This window comes from Polaromonas sp. P4_H1, assembly GCF_056400945.1.
In genome coordinates this window covers 106,239-121,526 of the sequence record NZ_JBFUKG010000006.1, presented here as the reverse complement: position 1 = coordinate 121,526, position 15,288 = coordinate 106,239, and the positions used below count along the sequence as shown (strand labels likewise).

Sequence of the window (15,288 nt, the reverse complement as noted above, 5' to 3'; positions counted from 1 at the left end):
TTTAAATGATTCAAAAACTGAATACAGCCTCTGATTTTAACCTGCGGGCTGATGTGTTCGAATCAACCCTGTGAAGTAAAGTACTTCTGGCGCTCTCAACGATTCCCGCCGCGATTACCGCCACCACCACCACCGCCGCCACGATTGCCGCCTCCGCGGTTTCCACCCCCGCCACCACCGCCACGGCGCTGCCCCCCACCGGCACCGCCCATGCCAGATCCCCCGCCGCCGCCACTGCGGCGTTGCCCCTGGCCTTGGCCCTGACCTTGCCGCTGCCGGGTGAAGGTATCCGCACCGATATAACCAAAAGATGTTTTCATCGGATCGGGCTGCTGGGCACCCCCCGCGCTTTTGTCGCTCCGATCCCCACGGTCATCGCGCCGCTTTGGTCCCTGCGGACCATTTCCCGCAGCCTGTCCAAAGCGAGGGGGCGAACCGGGGTTACCCCCCTGCCCGCGACCTTTCCCTCCGCGGCGCCTGTTGCCCCGGGGCACGGAGTCCATCCGGTGCAGGGGCGGCTGCAGATCATTGGGCTCCTGCTCAGCATCGGCATCGGCGGGCTGAAAGTCATCGGCTTGCCCGCTATCGGGGGCCGGCAGGCGCCCGCGGTCTCCGCGCGAGCGCTCATTTCGGCGAGGGCCGCGACCTGGGCGGGATTCGCCACCTTCGTCGCCGCGAGCATGACCCGGGTGTTTGGGCGCGCCCCGCGGATCCGCCCGGGATTCAGAGCGGGTCACCGCATTGGTCAGCGCCCAGATATCCCGCTCGTCCAGTTCGACGAATGCGCCCCGCTTCAGTCCGCGCGGCAACAGCATGGCGCCGTACCGGATCCGGATGAGACGGCTTACCGCGTGACCCACCGCCTCGAACATGCGCCGAACCTCACGATTGCGCCCCTCGGATATAGTGACCCGGTACCAGCAATTGGCTCCCTCGCCGCCACCGGCCTCGATGGAGCTGAACTGCGCCACGCCATCGTCCAGGGTCACGCCTTCCAGCAGGCGCTTTTTCTCCTCGTTGCTCAGCGCACCCAACACCCGCACCGCATATTCGCGTTCCAGCCCAAAGCGAGGATGCATCAGTTTGTTGGCCAGTTCGCCCGAACTCGTTAACAGGAGCAGGCCTTCGGTGTTCAGGTCAAGGCGCCCCACGGACTGCCATTTGCCCTGAAACAATTTGGGCAAGCGCCGGAACACCGTGGGCCGGTTTTGTGGATCATCGTGCGTCACAACCTCTCCGCTGGGCTTGTGATACGCAATCACGCGGGGCGGCGGCGGGTCAATTCGCACGCGTATGGGCTTGCCATTGATCTTGACGGTGTCGCCGAACTGGATGCGCTGCCCAATGTGGGCCGGCTCGGCATTGACCGAAATGCGTCCCTCGAGAATAAGCTGCTCCATCTCCAGCCGGGAACCCAGCCCGGCTTGCGCCAGCACCTTGTGCAACTTGGGGGTTTCAGGCTGAGGTGACAGCACGCGCTTGGGCAACTCCAGCGCCACATCGTTTTCATCAGCGTCAAACTGCCCGGTCACCACATCCTCGAAGCGGATGGTGTTTGCCGCGGGCAGCACCGCGGGCTGTCCGGCGGCAAGCGCCGGCGCTGACGCGACCACCTTCTCCGCGGGGTTATCAGCCATCAAATCAGGAGCAGGAGCAGGAGCGTCCTGCGCAGGCTTTTCCAGCGCGACAGGTTTGTTTTCGTCTTCGCCCGGGGGGGTGGACGGGAGATCGGGAGCCGGGTGGTCTTGTGGATTCATGCTTTTACATTCATGCGTAGGGATCGCTGGTGGTCCGGTCAAGGGGCTCGGGTTCAGAAAGCTCACCGACATCCTCCGCCGAAGCCTCCAGGGCCTCCGGAATGGCCGGACTCAGTTCCAGCACGGCTGCCTCATCGCCGGCGAGCTCAAGTGCGGCTTCGCCTTGCGCCTCTGATGTCTCTGATGTCTCTGACAACAATGCAGGCTCTACACTGCCGAGCTCAAATTGTTCGAGCATGGCAACCTGCCCTGCCGTACTGTCCATGGCGGGCAGCTGATCCAGCGACTCAACGCCCAAATCATCGAGAAACTGCCTGGTCGTCGCATAAAGCGCTGGCCGGCCCACGGTTTCCCGGTGGCCGATCACTTCCACCCAGCCGCGATCCTCCAATTGCTTGAGGATCATGCTGTTGATGGTGACGCCGCGAATGTCTTCCATGTCGCCACGCGTCACGGGTTGCCGGTACGCGATGATGGCAAGCGTTTCGAGCGTGGCCCGGCTGTAGCGGGGTGGTTTTTCCGGATGAAGCCTGTCCAGGTACTCGCGCATCTGCGGCCGGCTCTGAAAGCGCCAGCCCGTCGCGACGTGAACGAGTTCCACGCCCCGTCCCGACCAGTCGTTCTGCAGGTCTTCAAGTACCAGCTTGAGGCTGTCGGCAGTCAATACCCCGTTAAACAGCACCCCCATTTCGCGCAAAGGCAGCGGTTGCTGCGCGCAAATGAGTGCTGTTTCGAGGACGCGCTTCGCATCCGTCGTATTCATGATTGGTCGTTCCGAAAAAAGGCGGGGAAAAGCGCTCGTTGGCGCATTGCATCCATGCGCAACCTCCTTGTCAGGGGCGCCATGTTGCGGGTAGCTGAAAACTACGAACTTTGATTGTATATCAGGCCCACATTTGCCATGGCCGCCTGCAAATCAGCCGGTGGCGGCGATCTGAACTCCATCGGGGCACCGGTCATGGGGTGTTCAAACGCCAGCCTGCATGCGTGCAGCGCCTGGCGCTCCAGCCCCGCGGCAGCCGCCCCGCCGTACAGCCCGTCGGATATCAAGGGATGGCCCAGAAGCGCCATATGCACGCGAATTTGATGGGTGCGGCCGGTATGCAGCTTGCACTTGACCAGACAATGACGCTCTCCGTTTTGCAGCAGGGACACCACCGTCAAGGCTGCCTTGCCGGCGTTCTTTTCCAGGTCAACGGCGGCCATGCGCAGGCGGTTGCGGGGATCCCGGCCGATTGCCGCGTTCACCTCCCGGGTCCGTGCCCCCTGCCATGTGCCGTGGGCCAGCGCAATATATTCCCGGCTCACGCTCCGGGCGGCGATCATGCTCACCAGCTGATCCATCGTCTGTCTCTGGCGGGCGACCACCATCAGCCCGCTGGTATCCTTGTCAAGACGATGCACGATGCCGGCGCGCGGCAAAAAAGACGCCTGGGGGTCACGCGCCAGCAAGCCATTGAGCAGGGTGCCGCTCCAGTTACCGGGTGCGGGGTGCACCACCAGCCCGGCCGGCTTGTCTATCACCAGGAGGTATGGGTCTTCAAACACAATGTCCAGCGCCATGACTTCCGGCTTGAATGCCTGGCTTTGAGGCGTAGGCCGCAGCTCAATGACGAGCTCGTCGCCGGCCTTGACCTTGGCCGATGGCTTGGTGACTGCCCGGCCGTTGAGCTGCACAACGGCTGCTTCGATCAACTGCTGCAGGTAGCTGCGGGAGAACTCGGGCACAATATCCGCCAAAGCCCGGTCAAGACGGGCGCCGTGGCTCCCGGCGGGGACCATTACCCGCCGCAACTCGAGTTCGGCGCTGCCATCTACCTCCTCCTGAGCTTCATCAGAGAGGCCATTGGCCGCAATAGCGCCCGATATAATCAATTTGCTTTGTTCAGAATCAGTCATCAAGAAGGTCGATCGCAATGTTTTCCACCAAATTATCGGTTGTTCCCAATGCATCGCCGCTTGCTGCAGCCGTTTGCGCACTGTCTTTTCTTCTAATTGCGGGATGCTCCACCACGCCAGAGCCGGATAAAACGGCCACATGGAGCCCTAACAAGATTTACGCCGAGGCCAAAGACGAAGCCAGCTCAGGAGCCTACGACAAGGCCATTCCCCTTTACGAGAAGCTGGAAGGCCGGGCGGCCGGTACCCCCTTGGCGCAGCAAGCCCAGATTGAAAAAGCCTATGCCCAGTACAAGGGCGGTGAGCAGGCGCAGGCGATCGCAACACTGGACCGGTTCATGAAACTGCACCCGGCCAGTCCCGCCCTGGATTACGCGCTGTACCTCAAAGGTCTGGTGAACTTTAACGACAATCTCGGCCTTTTCACGTTCATCTCGCGGCAGGATTTGTCAGAGCGCGATCAGAAAGCAGCCAAGGAATCATTTGAATCGTTCAGGGACCTGGTGAACCGTTTCCCGGACTCGCGCTACACGCCGGATGCACGCCTGCGCATGGCCTACATTGTGAATTCACTGGCGCAATCTGAAGTGCACGTGGCCAGGTACTATTATTCCCGTGGCGCCTACGTGGCCGCCATCAATCGGGCCCAGACCGCCATCGCGGATTACCGCGACGTTCCCGCGCTCGAGGAGGCCACTTATATCCTCTACAAATCCTACGATGCGCTGGGCATGGTTGAGCTGCGCGATGACATGCGACGCATCATGGAAAAGACTTATCCCCAGAGCCAGTACATGAGCAAGGGCTTCAAGTCGATAGACAACCCGTGGTACAAGTTCTGGTAAGGGCCTCCAGCCTTTCCATTAATTCCTGCTCCGATGCCAGGCGCTGCATCGGCGGAAGCGCCCTCAGCAAACGCCGCCCGTAGCCCATGGAGGCCAGGCGGCCATCGCACACCACCAGGATGCCCTGGTCGGTTTCCCGCCTTATCAGTCGCCCAGCGCCCTGCTTGAGTGCCACGGCGGCTTCCGGCAGGAAGTAGTCATTGAAGGCACTGCGCCCCTGGGATTCGAGCAGTTTGGAGCGGGCTTCTGCCAGAGGATCGTTCGGTGGGGGAAATGGCAGCTTGTCGATGATGACAAGCTGAAGTGCATCACCAGGGACGTCAATGCCCTCCCAGAACGACGCCGACGCCACCAGTACACAGCCCCGCCGCCCTTGGGTGTTGCCTTCCCGGAAGCGTTCTATCAGCACCCGCTTCGGCATGGCCCCCTGGACAAGCACTTCCATGTCGCTCGAATGCTCGAAAGCGAGTTGAAGCGCCTCCCCAATAGTCCGCAAAGCCCGCAGGGTGGTGGTCAGCACCATGGTGCGCCCGCCCAGCTGGCGCGCCCACACGGCTGCAGATTCCGCCACCTTCGCTGTATGGGACGGATCGCCCGGTTTGGGGAAGTTTTGCGGAACATACACCGCCGCCTGCCGTTCATAGTCAAAAGGACTGCCGACCCTCAATACTTGCGCCTCGGTCAGCCCGCAGGGCTGGGTGAACCAGCTCAGCTTGTCATCATCGCCCAGCGTCGCCGAGGTAAATATCCAGGATTTCGCGCCCTCCCCGCTGGCCCCCAGCACTTTACTCTTCACGGCCTTCGAAATATCCAGCGGCGACTCGACAAGCCGCAATTGCGTGCCCACATCGACCCATCGAACACAGCCGGGCTCGCAGGCCTGAACAAAGCTTTCAGCACGCGCAGCCAGCTCTGCGCCACGCTCATGCAGGCGGCCAAAGTCGGGGGCAATCTCGCTGACCCTATCCAGGGCGGCGCAGGCCTGCACGCAGGACGCATGAACCGCAGCCAGGGCCTCGTTCCATCCGGAAGCGTCCAGCCCCTCAGGCGTTTCGGTCGTCCAGCGCAGCTTGGTCCCCGGGTACTGCTTGCCGGCGCACAGGCGCAGCTCGCGGGCGGCCTGCTCGGTGGCGCCTACAACCTGCTGCCAGTCCACGAGGCCCCGGGCGAGCTGCAGCCCGGCTGCCAGCATGTCGCGGGAAAAGTCCAGTAATTGACCAGTCGTGAGGTTTCGCCCCAGAAACTGCACGCCGGTCTCGTTTAACTGATGCGCTTCATCAAATATTGCAATGCGCACGGAAGGCAGCAACTCGGCCACACCTGACTCGCGAACAGCCAAATCGGCAAAAAACAGATGATGGTTAATGACGACCACATCCGCCGCCATGGCCTCCCTGCGGGCAAGGTTCACATGGCAGGCACGAAAACGCGGACACTGCGCGCCCAGGCAGTTCTCCCGGGTTGACGTCACCAGCGGAATCACGGGCGAACGCTCATCCAGGCCCGGAAGCTCCGCCAGATCACCCGTTCGCGTCGCCTGCGACCATTCTTCAATTTTTGCCAGCGCACGCATTGAAACACCCTGGGGCAGATGGGCGTCCTGGCGAGCCATCTCCATGCGATGCAGGCACAAGTAGCTCCCCCGCCCCTTGAGCAGCGCCGTCCGCACCGGCAAGCCAAGCGCCTCCACCAGCCGGGGCAAATCGCGGCCAAACAGCTGGTCCTGCAAGGCCTTGGTCGCCGTCGACAGCAGCACCCGTTCACCGCTCAGCAAAGCCGGAACCAGATAGGAAAATGTTTTACCCACACCGGTGCTGGCCTCCACCACGAGGGGATAAGCGCCTTCAATCGCGCGCGCAACGGCCAGCGCCATTTCGGTCTGGCCGCTACGCGGCACAAAATGCTCGGCAGCGCGCGACAAAACGCCCTCCGGGGCGAAAGCCTCTTCCACTTCAAACAGGAGATTCATCAGGCGGGTTCGGGAGGGTCCAGGGAGGATTCGAGTTGCGAAATCTGGTCACGAAGCAACAGGCGGCGTTTTTTCAGGCGCCTGAGCAAAAGCTCGTCAATGGGCAGGGTGTGCACCGCCAGGTCAAGCAGGGCATCCAGGTCCGCATGCTCGATTTTGAGTTCGATCAGCTGCCGTTCCGGGGAATGTAAATTTATGTCCAAGGTTTTTTTGTCCGTACGCGCTGCTTCATCTGATAATACGTCGATTGAGGCCATAAATCGAGTCTTGCCGACTTGAACAATCAAACGATGTCCAAAGGTTATCGAATCACCGCATCCACCGGAATCCATAAGGGCGACCGGGACTATCAGCAAGACCAAGTCAACCTGTATACCCACGCTCGTGTTCCGGGTTGCATGCTGGGCGTAGTGGCTGACGGCATGGGCGGACGAAGCGGCGGGCGCAAAGCCTCCGACCAGGTCATGCTGACTGCCAAGCAGCTTTTTGAGCGCTATGCACCGGACGTTGATGATGCGCCCTCCATGCTCAAGCAGATCATTGAGGAGGCTCATCTTGTCATCAAGCTGACCGCGCTCTCTGCCGAACAGGAGCCGCACAGCACGCTGGCAGCTTTTGTCATCAATCCTGGCGGAGACTGCCACTGGGCGCATACCGGTGACTCGCGGATTTACCACTACCACGGCAACAAGCTGATCCACAGAACAGTGGATCATTCATACGTACAGACACTGGTCGACAAAGGTGAAATTACCGAAGAGGAAGCCAATGTCCATCCGCAATCCAACATCCTGATGGGTTGCCTGGGAACAGAAGAATCACCTCCCATCACCCTGCACTTCATTCCGCAATTGCGCCCGGATGACGTGTTGCTTGCATGCAGCGATGGGGTATGGCACTACTTCAGCAACAGTGAAATCGGATCGGCTTTGTCCATGCTATCGCCACGCGAAGCAACCGAATTCCTGATTCAGAAAGCCAGATCACGCGCCCGGGGCGGTGGCGACAACCTGTCGCTGGTAATCGTCAAGCTCGAACCTTTGGGCCAGTAAAAGGCAGCGTTACCTGGCGCGGCCCGGCGTGATGCACAGGACCGCAGACCTTACTCAGGCAGGGGCAGGGATTTGGCAGGAGGCTTGGTCCGCTTGAGCTGGTCGCTGTCGTGCTGGGCCCGCCGCTCCCGGGCCTCCTTCTGGCGTGCATTGAATTTTGCGGTCTCCTCGGCGGCGGCAGCCTGCCTGTCTGTACGGGCCTGTGTTTTTTGCTGCTTGTTTCCGAGTTTGTTCGCGCTGGCCTCGCTGCTGGCTTTTTCGCCAGCCTGGGCAGTGGCCCGGTTTTGCTGTTTCTCTTTTTCCCGCGCCTGCCGTGACTGGTAGTCCTCCAAGGCCTTGGCGCGCCGGTCTGCGGCTTCCTGCTGCTTTTCAGGTGATGATTTTTCTTCAGTCTTCCGGATCTGCTCCGCGCCCTTGATCCTTCGCTCCTCATCATTGAGCAAAATTTCCTGCCGCCGAAGGTCCGCCATTGCCTCGCGCCGGCGAGTATTGACATCACGCAGACAGTTGTTGACGGCAAACTTCTTGTAGCACGCGGCATCTTCCGTCGAAAAACCCGCCTCCAGCCTGGTCCGCTCCGCGCTGATTCTTTCGCGTTCCGAATCAATGCTGCCAACCCGGGTCGCCGAAACGGGCGTTTGCGCCAGCGCAAACGTACTCAATGACGCAACCAGGAATGCAACAAGCAATTTTTTCATGTGAGTGAGGTGTCGACGTCTCTTCTCTCCAGGGCCAGAAACTCCATGGATTGCATTTCACCCAGCCGCGAGACAGTGCGGGGAAACTCATGCACCAAAGGCCCTTCGGTGTATAACGCCTCAGGGGCAACGGCGGCCGACATGATCAACTTGACGCGCCGGTCATACAGCACATCCACCAGCCAGGTAAAGCGCCGCGCCTCGGAGGCCATCCTCACAGGCATGTGGGGCACATCACTCAACAGCACCGTGTGGAACTGCGTGGCGATCTCCAGGTAATCGTTCTGCGAGCGGGGGCCGCCACAGAGGGTCTTGAAATCAAACCACACCACCCCTCCGGCCTTTCGCCGGGCGTGGATCTGCCTCGACTCAATGTGCAGCACCGGGCTTTCATCGTGTGATTCTGCCAGACGGTTGAAGGTTTCCGTCATCTCCGCATCTGCCTGGGGCCCCAGCGGCGTGTGATACAGCTTGGCCTGCTCCAGCGTACGCCGTCGGTAGTCTGTTCCGTTGTCGACACTGATCACCTCCAGTTTGGCTTTCAGCAGACCGATCGCGGGAAAAATGCGGTCGCGGTGCAGGCCGTGGGGATAGAGTTCGTCCGGATGGAAATTGGAGGTTGTCACGAATCCCACACCATTGTCGAACAGCGCCGCCAGCAGCCGATGAAGAATCATGGCATCGGTGATGTCCGATACATGGAACTCGTCAAAGCAAATCAGGCGGTAGCGTTTGGCGATGCGCTTGCCCAACTCATCGAGCGGATTGACCGTGCCCTGCAAGTCCTGCAGCTCACGGTGCACCTCGCGCATGAACTCGTGAAAATGCAGGCGGATTTTGCGCCTCAGCGGCACCGCACCATAAAAGCAGTCCATCAGGAAACTCTTGCCCCGGCCGACTCCCCCGTACATATAAACACCGCGGGGAATATCGGGCCGATTGATCAGCTTCTTGAAGGCGTTCGAGCGCTGCTCCTTGAACGCCGCCCATTCGGCCGCACAGCGCTCCAGGGCATCGATCGCACGCAACTGGGCCGGGTCACTCGTGTAACCCCGCGTTGCGAGTTCAGCCTCATAGGCCGAGCGCACCAGCTGTGTCACCGGTCTGGTACCCAGGCCGTCAGAAGTTCAGGGTACGCTTGTCCACTGCCAGTGCCGCCTCTTTCGTGGCCTCGCTCAAGGAGGGATGGGCATGGCAAATACGCGCGATGTCTTCGCTGCTGGCGCGAAACTCCATGGCGACCACACATTCGGCAATCAGTTCGCTGGCAAACGGCCCCACGATATGCACGCCCAGGATTTCATCCGTTGCTGCATCAGCCAGCATCTTGACCATGCCGGTGGTGTCGCCCAGGGCGCGCGCGCGGCCATTGGCCATGAAGGGGAAGGTACCTGCCTTGTATGCACGCCCGGCGGCCTTCAGCTGCTCTTCGGTTTGGCCAACCCAGGCAATTTCGGGGTTGGTGTAAATCACCCAGGGAATGGTATTGAAGTTGACGTGGCCGTGCTGGCCTGCAATGCGCTCTGCCACTGCAACGCCTTCTTCCTCGGCCTTGTGCGCAAGCATGGGGCCGCGCACCACGTCGCCGATAGCCCATACATTCGGCAAATTCGTCTTGCACTCATCATCCACCACGATGGCGCCGCGATCGTCGAGCTTCAGCCCGACCGTTTCAGGCGCCAGGCCGATGGTGTTGGCAACCCGGCCAATCGAGACGATCAGCTTGTCCACATCGATTTTCTGGGCCTGGCCCTTGGCATCCACATAGGCCACGGAGACACCGTTTTTACCCGACTTGACCTCGCCCACCTGGACGCCCAGTTCAATCTTCAGGCCCTGCTTGACGAAGGCCTTGTGCGCCTCTTTGGCGATCTGCTGGTCAACCGCACCCAGGAAGGTGGGAAGGCCTTCCAGAACCGTGACCTCGGCACCCAGACGGCGCCAGACGGAACCCATCTCGAGGCCGATCACGCCGGAACCGATCAGACCGAGCTTTTTGGGTACGGCACCGATGCGCAGCGCGCCGTCGTTCGACAAAATATTCTCTTCGTCAAAAGGAGCACCGGGCAGCGCGCGGGCATTCGAACCCGTGGCCACAATGATGTGCTTGCCAGAAAGCGTTTCTTCCGCAGCACCCGCGACCTTGATGTCGTAGAGACCCTCCTTGGCAGCGGCAAAGGAGGCGCGGCCATGGAAGAAGGTGACCTTGTTCTTCTTGAACAGGTAAACGATACCGTCGTTGTTCTGCTTGACGACCGTGTCCTTGCGGCCAACCATCTTGGCCAGGTCCAGGCTCAGGCCCTTCACTTCAATGCCATGGTCGGCGAAGTGGTGGCCGGCCTGCTCGTAATGCTCGGACGATTGCAGCAGGGCCTTGGATGGAATGCAGCCTATGTTGGTGCAGGTGCCGCCGAGGGCAGGACCGCCCTTGGCGTTTTTCCACTCGTCGATACAGGCGACATTAAAACCCAGTTGGGCTGCGCGAATGGCAGCGACGTAGCCACCAGGACCGCCACCGATGACGATCACGTCAAATTGTTTGGACATGTTGTTCTTTCAATAAAGCTGCCGGTGGCAATACATCGGTTTGCCCTCGCACCGGCGAGCGAAGCAAAGCCTGTTCGCGAGACACCGCGGAACCGGCTTTGCCGGGCCGCAGGTGTCGCCCCCTTGAGGGGGAGGCCGCTACACGCAGTGAGCGGCAACAGGGGTGTCAAATATCAAACAGCAAGCGGGCCGGATCTTCCAGCGCTTCCTTCATGGCCACCAGGCCCAGCACGGCTTCGCGGCCGTCGATGATGCGGTGGTCGTAGCTCATGGCCAGATAGTTCATCGGGCGAACCACAATCTGGCCGTTTTCGACAACAGCCCTGTCTTTCGTGGCGTGCACGCCCAGAATGGCCGACTGCGGCGGATTGATGATGGGCGTGGACAGCATGGAGCCGAACACACCGCCATTGGAAATCGAGAACGTACCACCCGTCATCTCTTCAATGCCCAGCTTGCCGTCGCGCGCCTTGGCGCCGTATTCGGCAATCTTCTTCTCGATGTCGGCAAAGCTCATCTGGTCGGCATTGCGCAGGATAGGCACCACCAAACCACGCGGCGAACCGACGGCGATACCGATATCGAAGTAGCCGTGGTAGACGATGTCATTGCCATCCACCGAGGCGTTCAACACCGGGTACTTCTTCAACGCATGGACTGCGGCCTTCACAAAGAAGCTCATGAAGCCAATCTTGACGCCGTGCTCCTTCTCGAACTTTTCCTGGAAGCGTTTGCGCATTTCCATCACGGGAGCCATGTTCACTTCATTGAAGGTGGTCAGGATGGCGTTGGTGGACTGCGACTGCAACAGGCGCTCGGCAACGCGCGCGCGCAGGCGGCTCATGGGCACGCGCTGCTCGGGACGTTCGCCCAGATCGGCAGATTTCACATGCGCCGCCACTTGAGGCAAAGAAGTGGTCGGAGCCCCAGTAGGAATTGGGCTGGCAGCTACTGATTTAGTAGCGCCCGCTGCCACTGCACCAAGAACATCACCTTTGGTGACGCGGCCGTCCTTGCCGGTCCCAGGCACAGAGCCGGCTGCCAGATTGCCATCGGCCATCAGTTTGGCAGCCGCCGGCATGGGCACACCGGCCATGGAGCCACCGGCTGCAGGAGCCGGCGCGGAAGCAGCGGCAGCTGCAGGCGCAGCTGCGGCGGCCGCAGCAGGTGCTGGCGCAGCCGCACCCGCGCCCGCCTTGGCCTCGGTATCAATTCTTGCGATCACCTGGTCCGACACCACGGTGCCGCCATCGGCCACAACCAGTTCGGTCAGCACGCCGGCAGAAGGCGCGGGCACTTCCAGCACGACCTTGTCGGTTTCGATTTCAATCAGGATTTCGTCGATGGCAATTGCCTCGCCGACTTTCTTTTTCCACTGCAGCATGGTGGCTTCCGCCACGGACTCGGACAGTTGGGGAACTTTGACTTCTACGATAGCCATTTTGATTCTTTCGAGTATGTTCTTGTGTTCTGCGGGTTCGCTATGACCCGGGTTCTTACTTGGTCAGCACAAAGCCCTTGAGCTTGCCAAACGCGCCGTCGACCAGCGCTTTTTGCTGTTCCTGATGCAGGTACGAATACCCGGAGGCCGGTGAAGCCGAGGCGGCACGGCCCGAGTAGCCCAGCTTCTGACCTTCGAACATGTTCTCGTGGATGTAATGCTGCACAAAGAACCAGGCACCCTGGTTTTGCGGTTCGTCCTGGCACCACACAAGATCGGTGACATTCGGGTACTTTTTCAGCTCCGCCGCAAACGCCTTGTGCGGGAAAGGGTAGAGCTGCTCAACGCGCAAAATCACCGCATCGTCAGCGCCCTTTTCTTCGCGCTTCTTGGCCAGGTCGTAGTACACCTTGCCCGAGCAGGCAATGATGCGCTTGACCTTGTCGGCTTTTTTGATGATCTCTTCCTTGTTTTCGGGAATGACCGTCTGGAAGCTGCCTTTGGTGAACTCGGACAGCGGTGACGTGGCGTCCTTGTTGCGCAGCAGGGACTTGGGCGTCATGATCACCAGCGGCTTGCGCAGGTTGCGCACCATCTGGCGGCGCAACACATGGAAAATCTGGCTGGCGGTCGTCGGCTGAACCACCTGCATGTTGGTGTCGGCAGACAGCTGCATGAAGCGCTCCAGGCGTGCCGAGCTGTGCTCGGGACCCTGGCCTTCGTAGCCATGCGGCAGCATCAAGGTGATACCGTTGACGCGGCCCCACTTCACTTCACCGGAGGCGATGAACTGGTCAATCACGACCTGTGCGCCATTGGCAAAGTCGCCGAACTGTGCTTCCCAGATCACCAGCGTGTTGGGATCGTTGGAAGCATAGCCGTACTCAAAAGCCAGCACGGCTTCCTCCGACAGGATGGAGTCGATCACCACAAACGGGGCCTGGTTCTCGGCCACGTTCTGCAGCGGCACGTAGGTGCCGGTATCCCATTTTTCACGGCTCTGGTCGTGAATGACGGCATGACGGTGGGTGAAAGTGCCACGGCCGCTGTCTTCGCCCGACAGACGTATCGGGTAACCGCTGGCCACCAGCGAGGCAAACGCCATGTGCTCGCCCATACCCCAGTCCACGGGGATGTCGCCTCGGCCCATGGCCGCGCGGTCGTCATACACCTTCTTGACAAGCTGGTGCGGCGTCACGCTGGAGGGAATGGCGGTGATCTTGTCGGCCAGGCGTTTCCACTCGGCCATGGGAATGGCGGTGTCGCCCGCGTCAGTCCACTTCTTGCCCAGGTAAGGGGACCAGTCGACCGCGTACTTGCTCTTGAAATTGGTCAGCACAGGGTCAAACGTGCTCTTGCCCGCGTCCAGCGCGGCGCGCGTGGCCTTGACCATATCGTCGCCCAGCGTCTCGCCCATGCCCTGCGCGGACAGCTTGTCGGCATACAGGCGGCGCGTGCCAGGATGCTGTGCAATCTTCTTGTACATCAGCGGCTGGGTCAATGCAGGCGTGTCCTGCTCGTTGTGGCCCAGCTTGCGAAAGCAGATGATGTCGAGGACGACGTCTTTCTGGAATTCCATGCGGAACTCCAGCGCCAGCTGGGTCGCCAGCACCACGGCCTCCGGGTCATCACCATTGACGTGCAGCACCGGTGCTTCAATCATCTTGACCACATCGGAGCAGTACAGCGTGGAGCGGCTGTCACGCGGGTCGCTGGTGGTAAAGCCGATCTGGTTATTGATCACGATGTGAACCGTGCCGCCCGTGAAATAACCGCGGGTTTCAGCCAGCGCCAGCGTTTCCATGACAACGCCCTGCCCTGCAAAAGCGGCGTCGCCATGCACCAGCACCGGCAAGACCTGCAGGCCTTTCGGATCAGCACGGCGGTCCATGCGGGCGCGCACCGAACCTTCCACTACGGGATTCACGATTTCGAGGTGCGAGGGATTGAATGCCAGGCTCAGATGCACCGGGCCACCAGGGGTGGTCACGTCGGAGCTGAAGCCCTGGTGGTATTTCACGTCGCCGCTAGGCAGATCTTCAGGGGCGGTATGGTCAAACTCGGCAAACAGGTCAGCCGGCACTTTGCCCAGCGAGTTGACCAGCACATTCAGGCGGCCACGGTGGGCCATGCCGATGACGATCTCCTGCACACCCTTGATGCCGCCCTGCTGGATCAGTTCGTCCATGCTGGCGATGAAACTTTCGCCACCTTCCAGCGAAAAGCGTTTTTGGCCGACGTATTTGGTATGCAAAAAGCGCTCAAGGCCCTCAGCTGCGGTGAGCCGGTCAAGGATGTGGAGCTTTTTTTCCTTGGTGAGATTGGGTTTGCTGCGAATGGCTTCGAGCTTTTGTTGCCACCAGCGCTTCTGGTTCTGGTCTGTGGCGTACATGTATTCGGCGCCAATCGTGCCGCAATAGGTCTCGCGCAGCGCGTTGATCAGCTCGCGCAAGCTCATGGTGTCTTTGCCGAAGAAGGTGTTGCTGGTGTTGAACACCGTTTCCTGATCGGCATCGGTGAAGCCGTAGAAGGACGGCTCCAGCTCGGGAATCTTGTCTCGCTCGGCGCGCTTCAAGGGATCAAGGTTGGCCCAACGGGCGCCGACGTTGCGGTAAGCGGCAATGAGTTGCTGGGTGGCCGTGCGCTTGCGCCCCATTTCGGAGTCGGCCCCGCTGGCCTCCCCGACTTTGACCTGGCCCTGTTTGGCGCGTTCGGCAAAGGCGTTAACGACCGGCAAGTGCGGCACATCTTTGGCGTTGCTGCCGTCGACTGCGGGGACGTGCTGAAGTGCGTCGAAATATTCGCGCCAGTTGTCAGGCACGCTGCCCGGATTGGCGAGGTAGTTTTCGTACATCTCTTCGACATAAGGCGCATTGCCGCCGAAAAGATAGGTGTTGCCTTGATAGGCAGAATAGACAGATGCAGGTGTCTGCGAGCTGGAACTCATATCCGCTGACCTCCGTTTCCCTTAAGGAAACATTAGCTGGTTAAAGCTGGTTGATTAACCTTCCGCAACACGGCTGGACCGATTAGCGGATGCGACTGTGGCAGGAAGGGCCTTCAGAAACAGGCTAGATTGT

General features: G+C 60.5%; 12 protein-coding genes. 2 read left to right on the top strand and 10 right to left on the bottom strand.

Annotation, left to right across the window (positions count from 1 at the left end):
- Nucleotides 1-95: 95 nt before the first annotated feature.
- The 3 genes from AC1DS5_RS10065 to AC1DS5_RS10055 form a co-directional block, all read right to left on the bottom strand.
- Nucleotides 96-1,757 carry a pseudouridine synthase gene (locus tag AC1DS5_RS10065; protein ID WP_477718107.1) on the bottom strand — a complete coding sequence of 554 codons (1,662 nt, stop codon included), beginning with the start codon at nt 1,755-1,757 and terminating at the stop codon, nt 96-98.
- Nucleotides 1,758-1,767: 10 nt separating this feature from the next.
- On the bottom strand, nt 1,768-2,520 hold the full coding sequence (gene scpB / locus AC1DS5_RS10060) for an SMC-Scp complex subunit ScpB (RefSeq protein WP_477718106.1): 753 nt from the start codon (nt 2,518-2,520) through the stop codon (nt 1,768-1,770).
- A gap of 101 nt (nt 2,521-2,621) precedes the next feature.
- A complete protein-coding gene (locus AC1DS5_RS10055) occupies nt 2,622-3,656 on the bottom strand; it encodes an RluA family pseudouridine synthase (protein WP_477718217.1) in 1,035 nt (344 codons plus the stop codon).
- Between the two features lie 17 nt (nt 3,657-3,673).
- On the opposite strand from AC1DS5_RS10055, the gene AC1DS5_RS10050 reads away from it, so the two are divergent.
- Nucleotides 3,674-4,501: an outer membrane protein assembly factor BamD gene (locus tag AC1DS5_RS10050; protein WP_477718105.1), complete on the top strand. Its 828-nt coding sequence runs from the start codon at nt 3,674-3,676 to the stop codon at nt 4,499-4,501.
- On the opposite strand, the gene AC1DS5_RS10045 is transcribed toward AC1DS5_RS10050, so the two are convergent.
- Together AC1DS5_RS10045 and AC1DS5_RS10040 are read right to left on the bottom strand one after the other, a co-directional pair.
- Nucleotides 4,464-6,470 (bottom strand): ATP-dependent DNA helicase, encoded by a 2,007-nt coding sequence (locus AC1DS5_RS10045; RefSeq protein WP_477718104.1) that lies wholly within the window; start codon nt 6,468-6,470, stop codon nt 4,464-4,466. The two genes, AC1DS5_RS10050 and AC1DS5_RS10045, sit on opposite strands and share 38 nt — an antisense overlap.
- Nucleotides 6,470-6,673 carry a DUF465 domain-containing protein gene (locus AC1DS5_RS10040; RefSeq protein WP_477718216.1) on the bottom strand — a complete coding sequence of 68 codons (204 nt, stop codon included), beginning with the start codon at nt 6,671-6,673 and terminating at the stop codon, nt 6,470-6,472. The genes AC1DS5_RS10045 and AC1DS5_RS10040 overlap by 1 nt, the downstream gene beginning before the upstream one ends.
- An 87-nt stretch (nt 6,674-6,760) precedes the next feature.
- Between AC1DS5_RS10040 and AC1DS5_RS10035 the strand changes: the two genes are divergently transcribed.
- Complete coding sequence (locus tag AC1DS5_RS10035; protein ID WP_477718215.1) at nt 6,761-7,522, top strand: PP2C family protein-serine/threonine phosphatase; 762 nt, start codon at nt 6,761-6,763, stop codon at nt 7,520-7,522.
- Between the two features lie 50 nt (nt 7,523-7,572).
- On the opposite strand, the gene AC1DS5_RS10030 is transcribed toward AC1DS5_RS10035, so the two are convergent.
- The 5 genes from AC1DS5_RS10030 to AC1DS5_RS10010 form a co-directional block, all read right to left on the bottom strand.
- Nucleotides 7,573-8,220, bottom strand: a complete 648-nt coding sequence (locus tag AC1DS5_RS10030) for a hypothetical protein (protein WP_477718103.1) — start codon at nt 8,218-8,220, stop codon at nt 7,573-7,575.
- Nucleotides 8,217-9,320 (bottom strand): cell division protein ZapE, encoded by a 1,104-nt coding sequence (zapE, locus tag AC1DS5_RS10025; protein WP_477718102.1) that lies wholly within the window; start codon nt 9,318-9,320, stop codon nt 8,217-8,219. The genes AC1DS5_RS10030 and zapE overlap by 4 nt, the downstream gene beginning before the upstream one ends.
- 19 nt (nt 9,321-9,339) lie before the next feature.
- On the bottom strand, nt 9,340-10,767 hold the full coding sequence (lpdA, locus tag AC1DS5_RS10020) for a dihydrolipoyl dehydrogenase (RefSeq protein WP_477718101.1): 1,428 nt from the start codon (nt 10,765-10,767) through the stop codon (nt 9,340-9,342).
- Between the two features lie 166 nt (nt 10,768-10,933).
- Nucleotides 10,934-12,208, bottom strand: a complete 1,275-nt coding sequence (odhB, locus tag AC1DS5_RS10015) for a 2-oxoglutarate dehydrogenase complex dihydrolipoyllysine-residue succinyltransferase (RefSeq protein ID WP_477718100.1) — start codon at nt 12,206-12,208, stop codon at nt 10,934-10,936.
- 55 nt (nt 12,209-12,263) lie between these two features.
- Complete coding sequence (locus AC1DS5_RS10010) at nt 12,264-15,155, bottom strand: 2-oxoglutarate dehydrogenase E1 component (RefSeq protein WP_477718099.1); 2,892 nt, start codon at nt 15,153-15,155, stop codon at nt 12,264-12,266.
- Nucleotides 15,156-15,288 lie beyond the last annotated feature (133 nt).

Coding starts and splice junctions, on each gene's coding strand:
- AC1DS5_RS10065 (WP_477718107.1), bottom strand. CDS start 1,757: ATGAATCCACAAGACCACCCGGCTCCCGATCTCCCGTCCACCCCCCCG.
- scpB (WP_477718106.1), bottom strand. CDS start 2,520: ATGAATACGACGGATGCGAAGCGCGTCCTCGAAACAGCACTCATTTGC.
- AC1DS5_RS10055 (WP_477718217.1), bottom strand. CDS start 3,656: ATGACTGATTCTGAACAAAGCAAATTGATTATATCGGGCGCTATTGCG.
- AC1DS5_RS10050 (WP_477718105.1), top strand. CDS start 3,674: ATGTTTTCCACCAAATTATCGGTTGTTCCCAATGCATCGCCGCTTGCT.
- AC1DS5_RS10045 (WP_477718104.1), bottom strand. CDS start 6,470: ATGAATCTCCTGTTTGAAGTGGAAGAGGCTTTCGCCCCGGAGGGCGTT.
- AC1DS5_RS10035 (WP_477718215.1), top strand. CDS start 6,761: ATGTCCAAAGGTTATCGAATCACCGCATCCACCGGAATCCATAAGGGC.
- AC1DS5_RS10030 (WP_477718103.1), bottom strand. CDS start 8,220: ATGAAAAAATTGCTTGTTGCATTCCTGGTTGCGTCATTGAGTACGTTT.
- lpdA (WP_477718101.1), bottom strand. CDS start 10,767: ATGTCCAAACAATTTGACGTGATCGTCATCGGTGGCGGTCCTGGTGGC.
- odhB (WP_477718100.1), bottom strand. CDS start 12,208: ATGGCTATCGTAGAAGTCAAAGTTCCCCAACTGTCCGAGTCCGTGGCG.
- AC1DS5_RS10010 (WP_477718099.1), bottom strand. CDS start 15,155: ATGAGTTCCAGCTCGCAGACACCTGCATCTGTCTATTCTGCCTATCAA.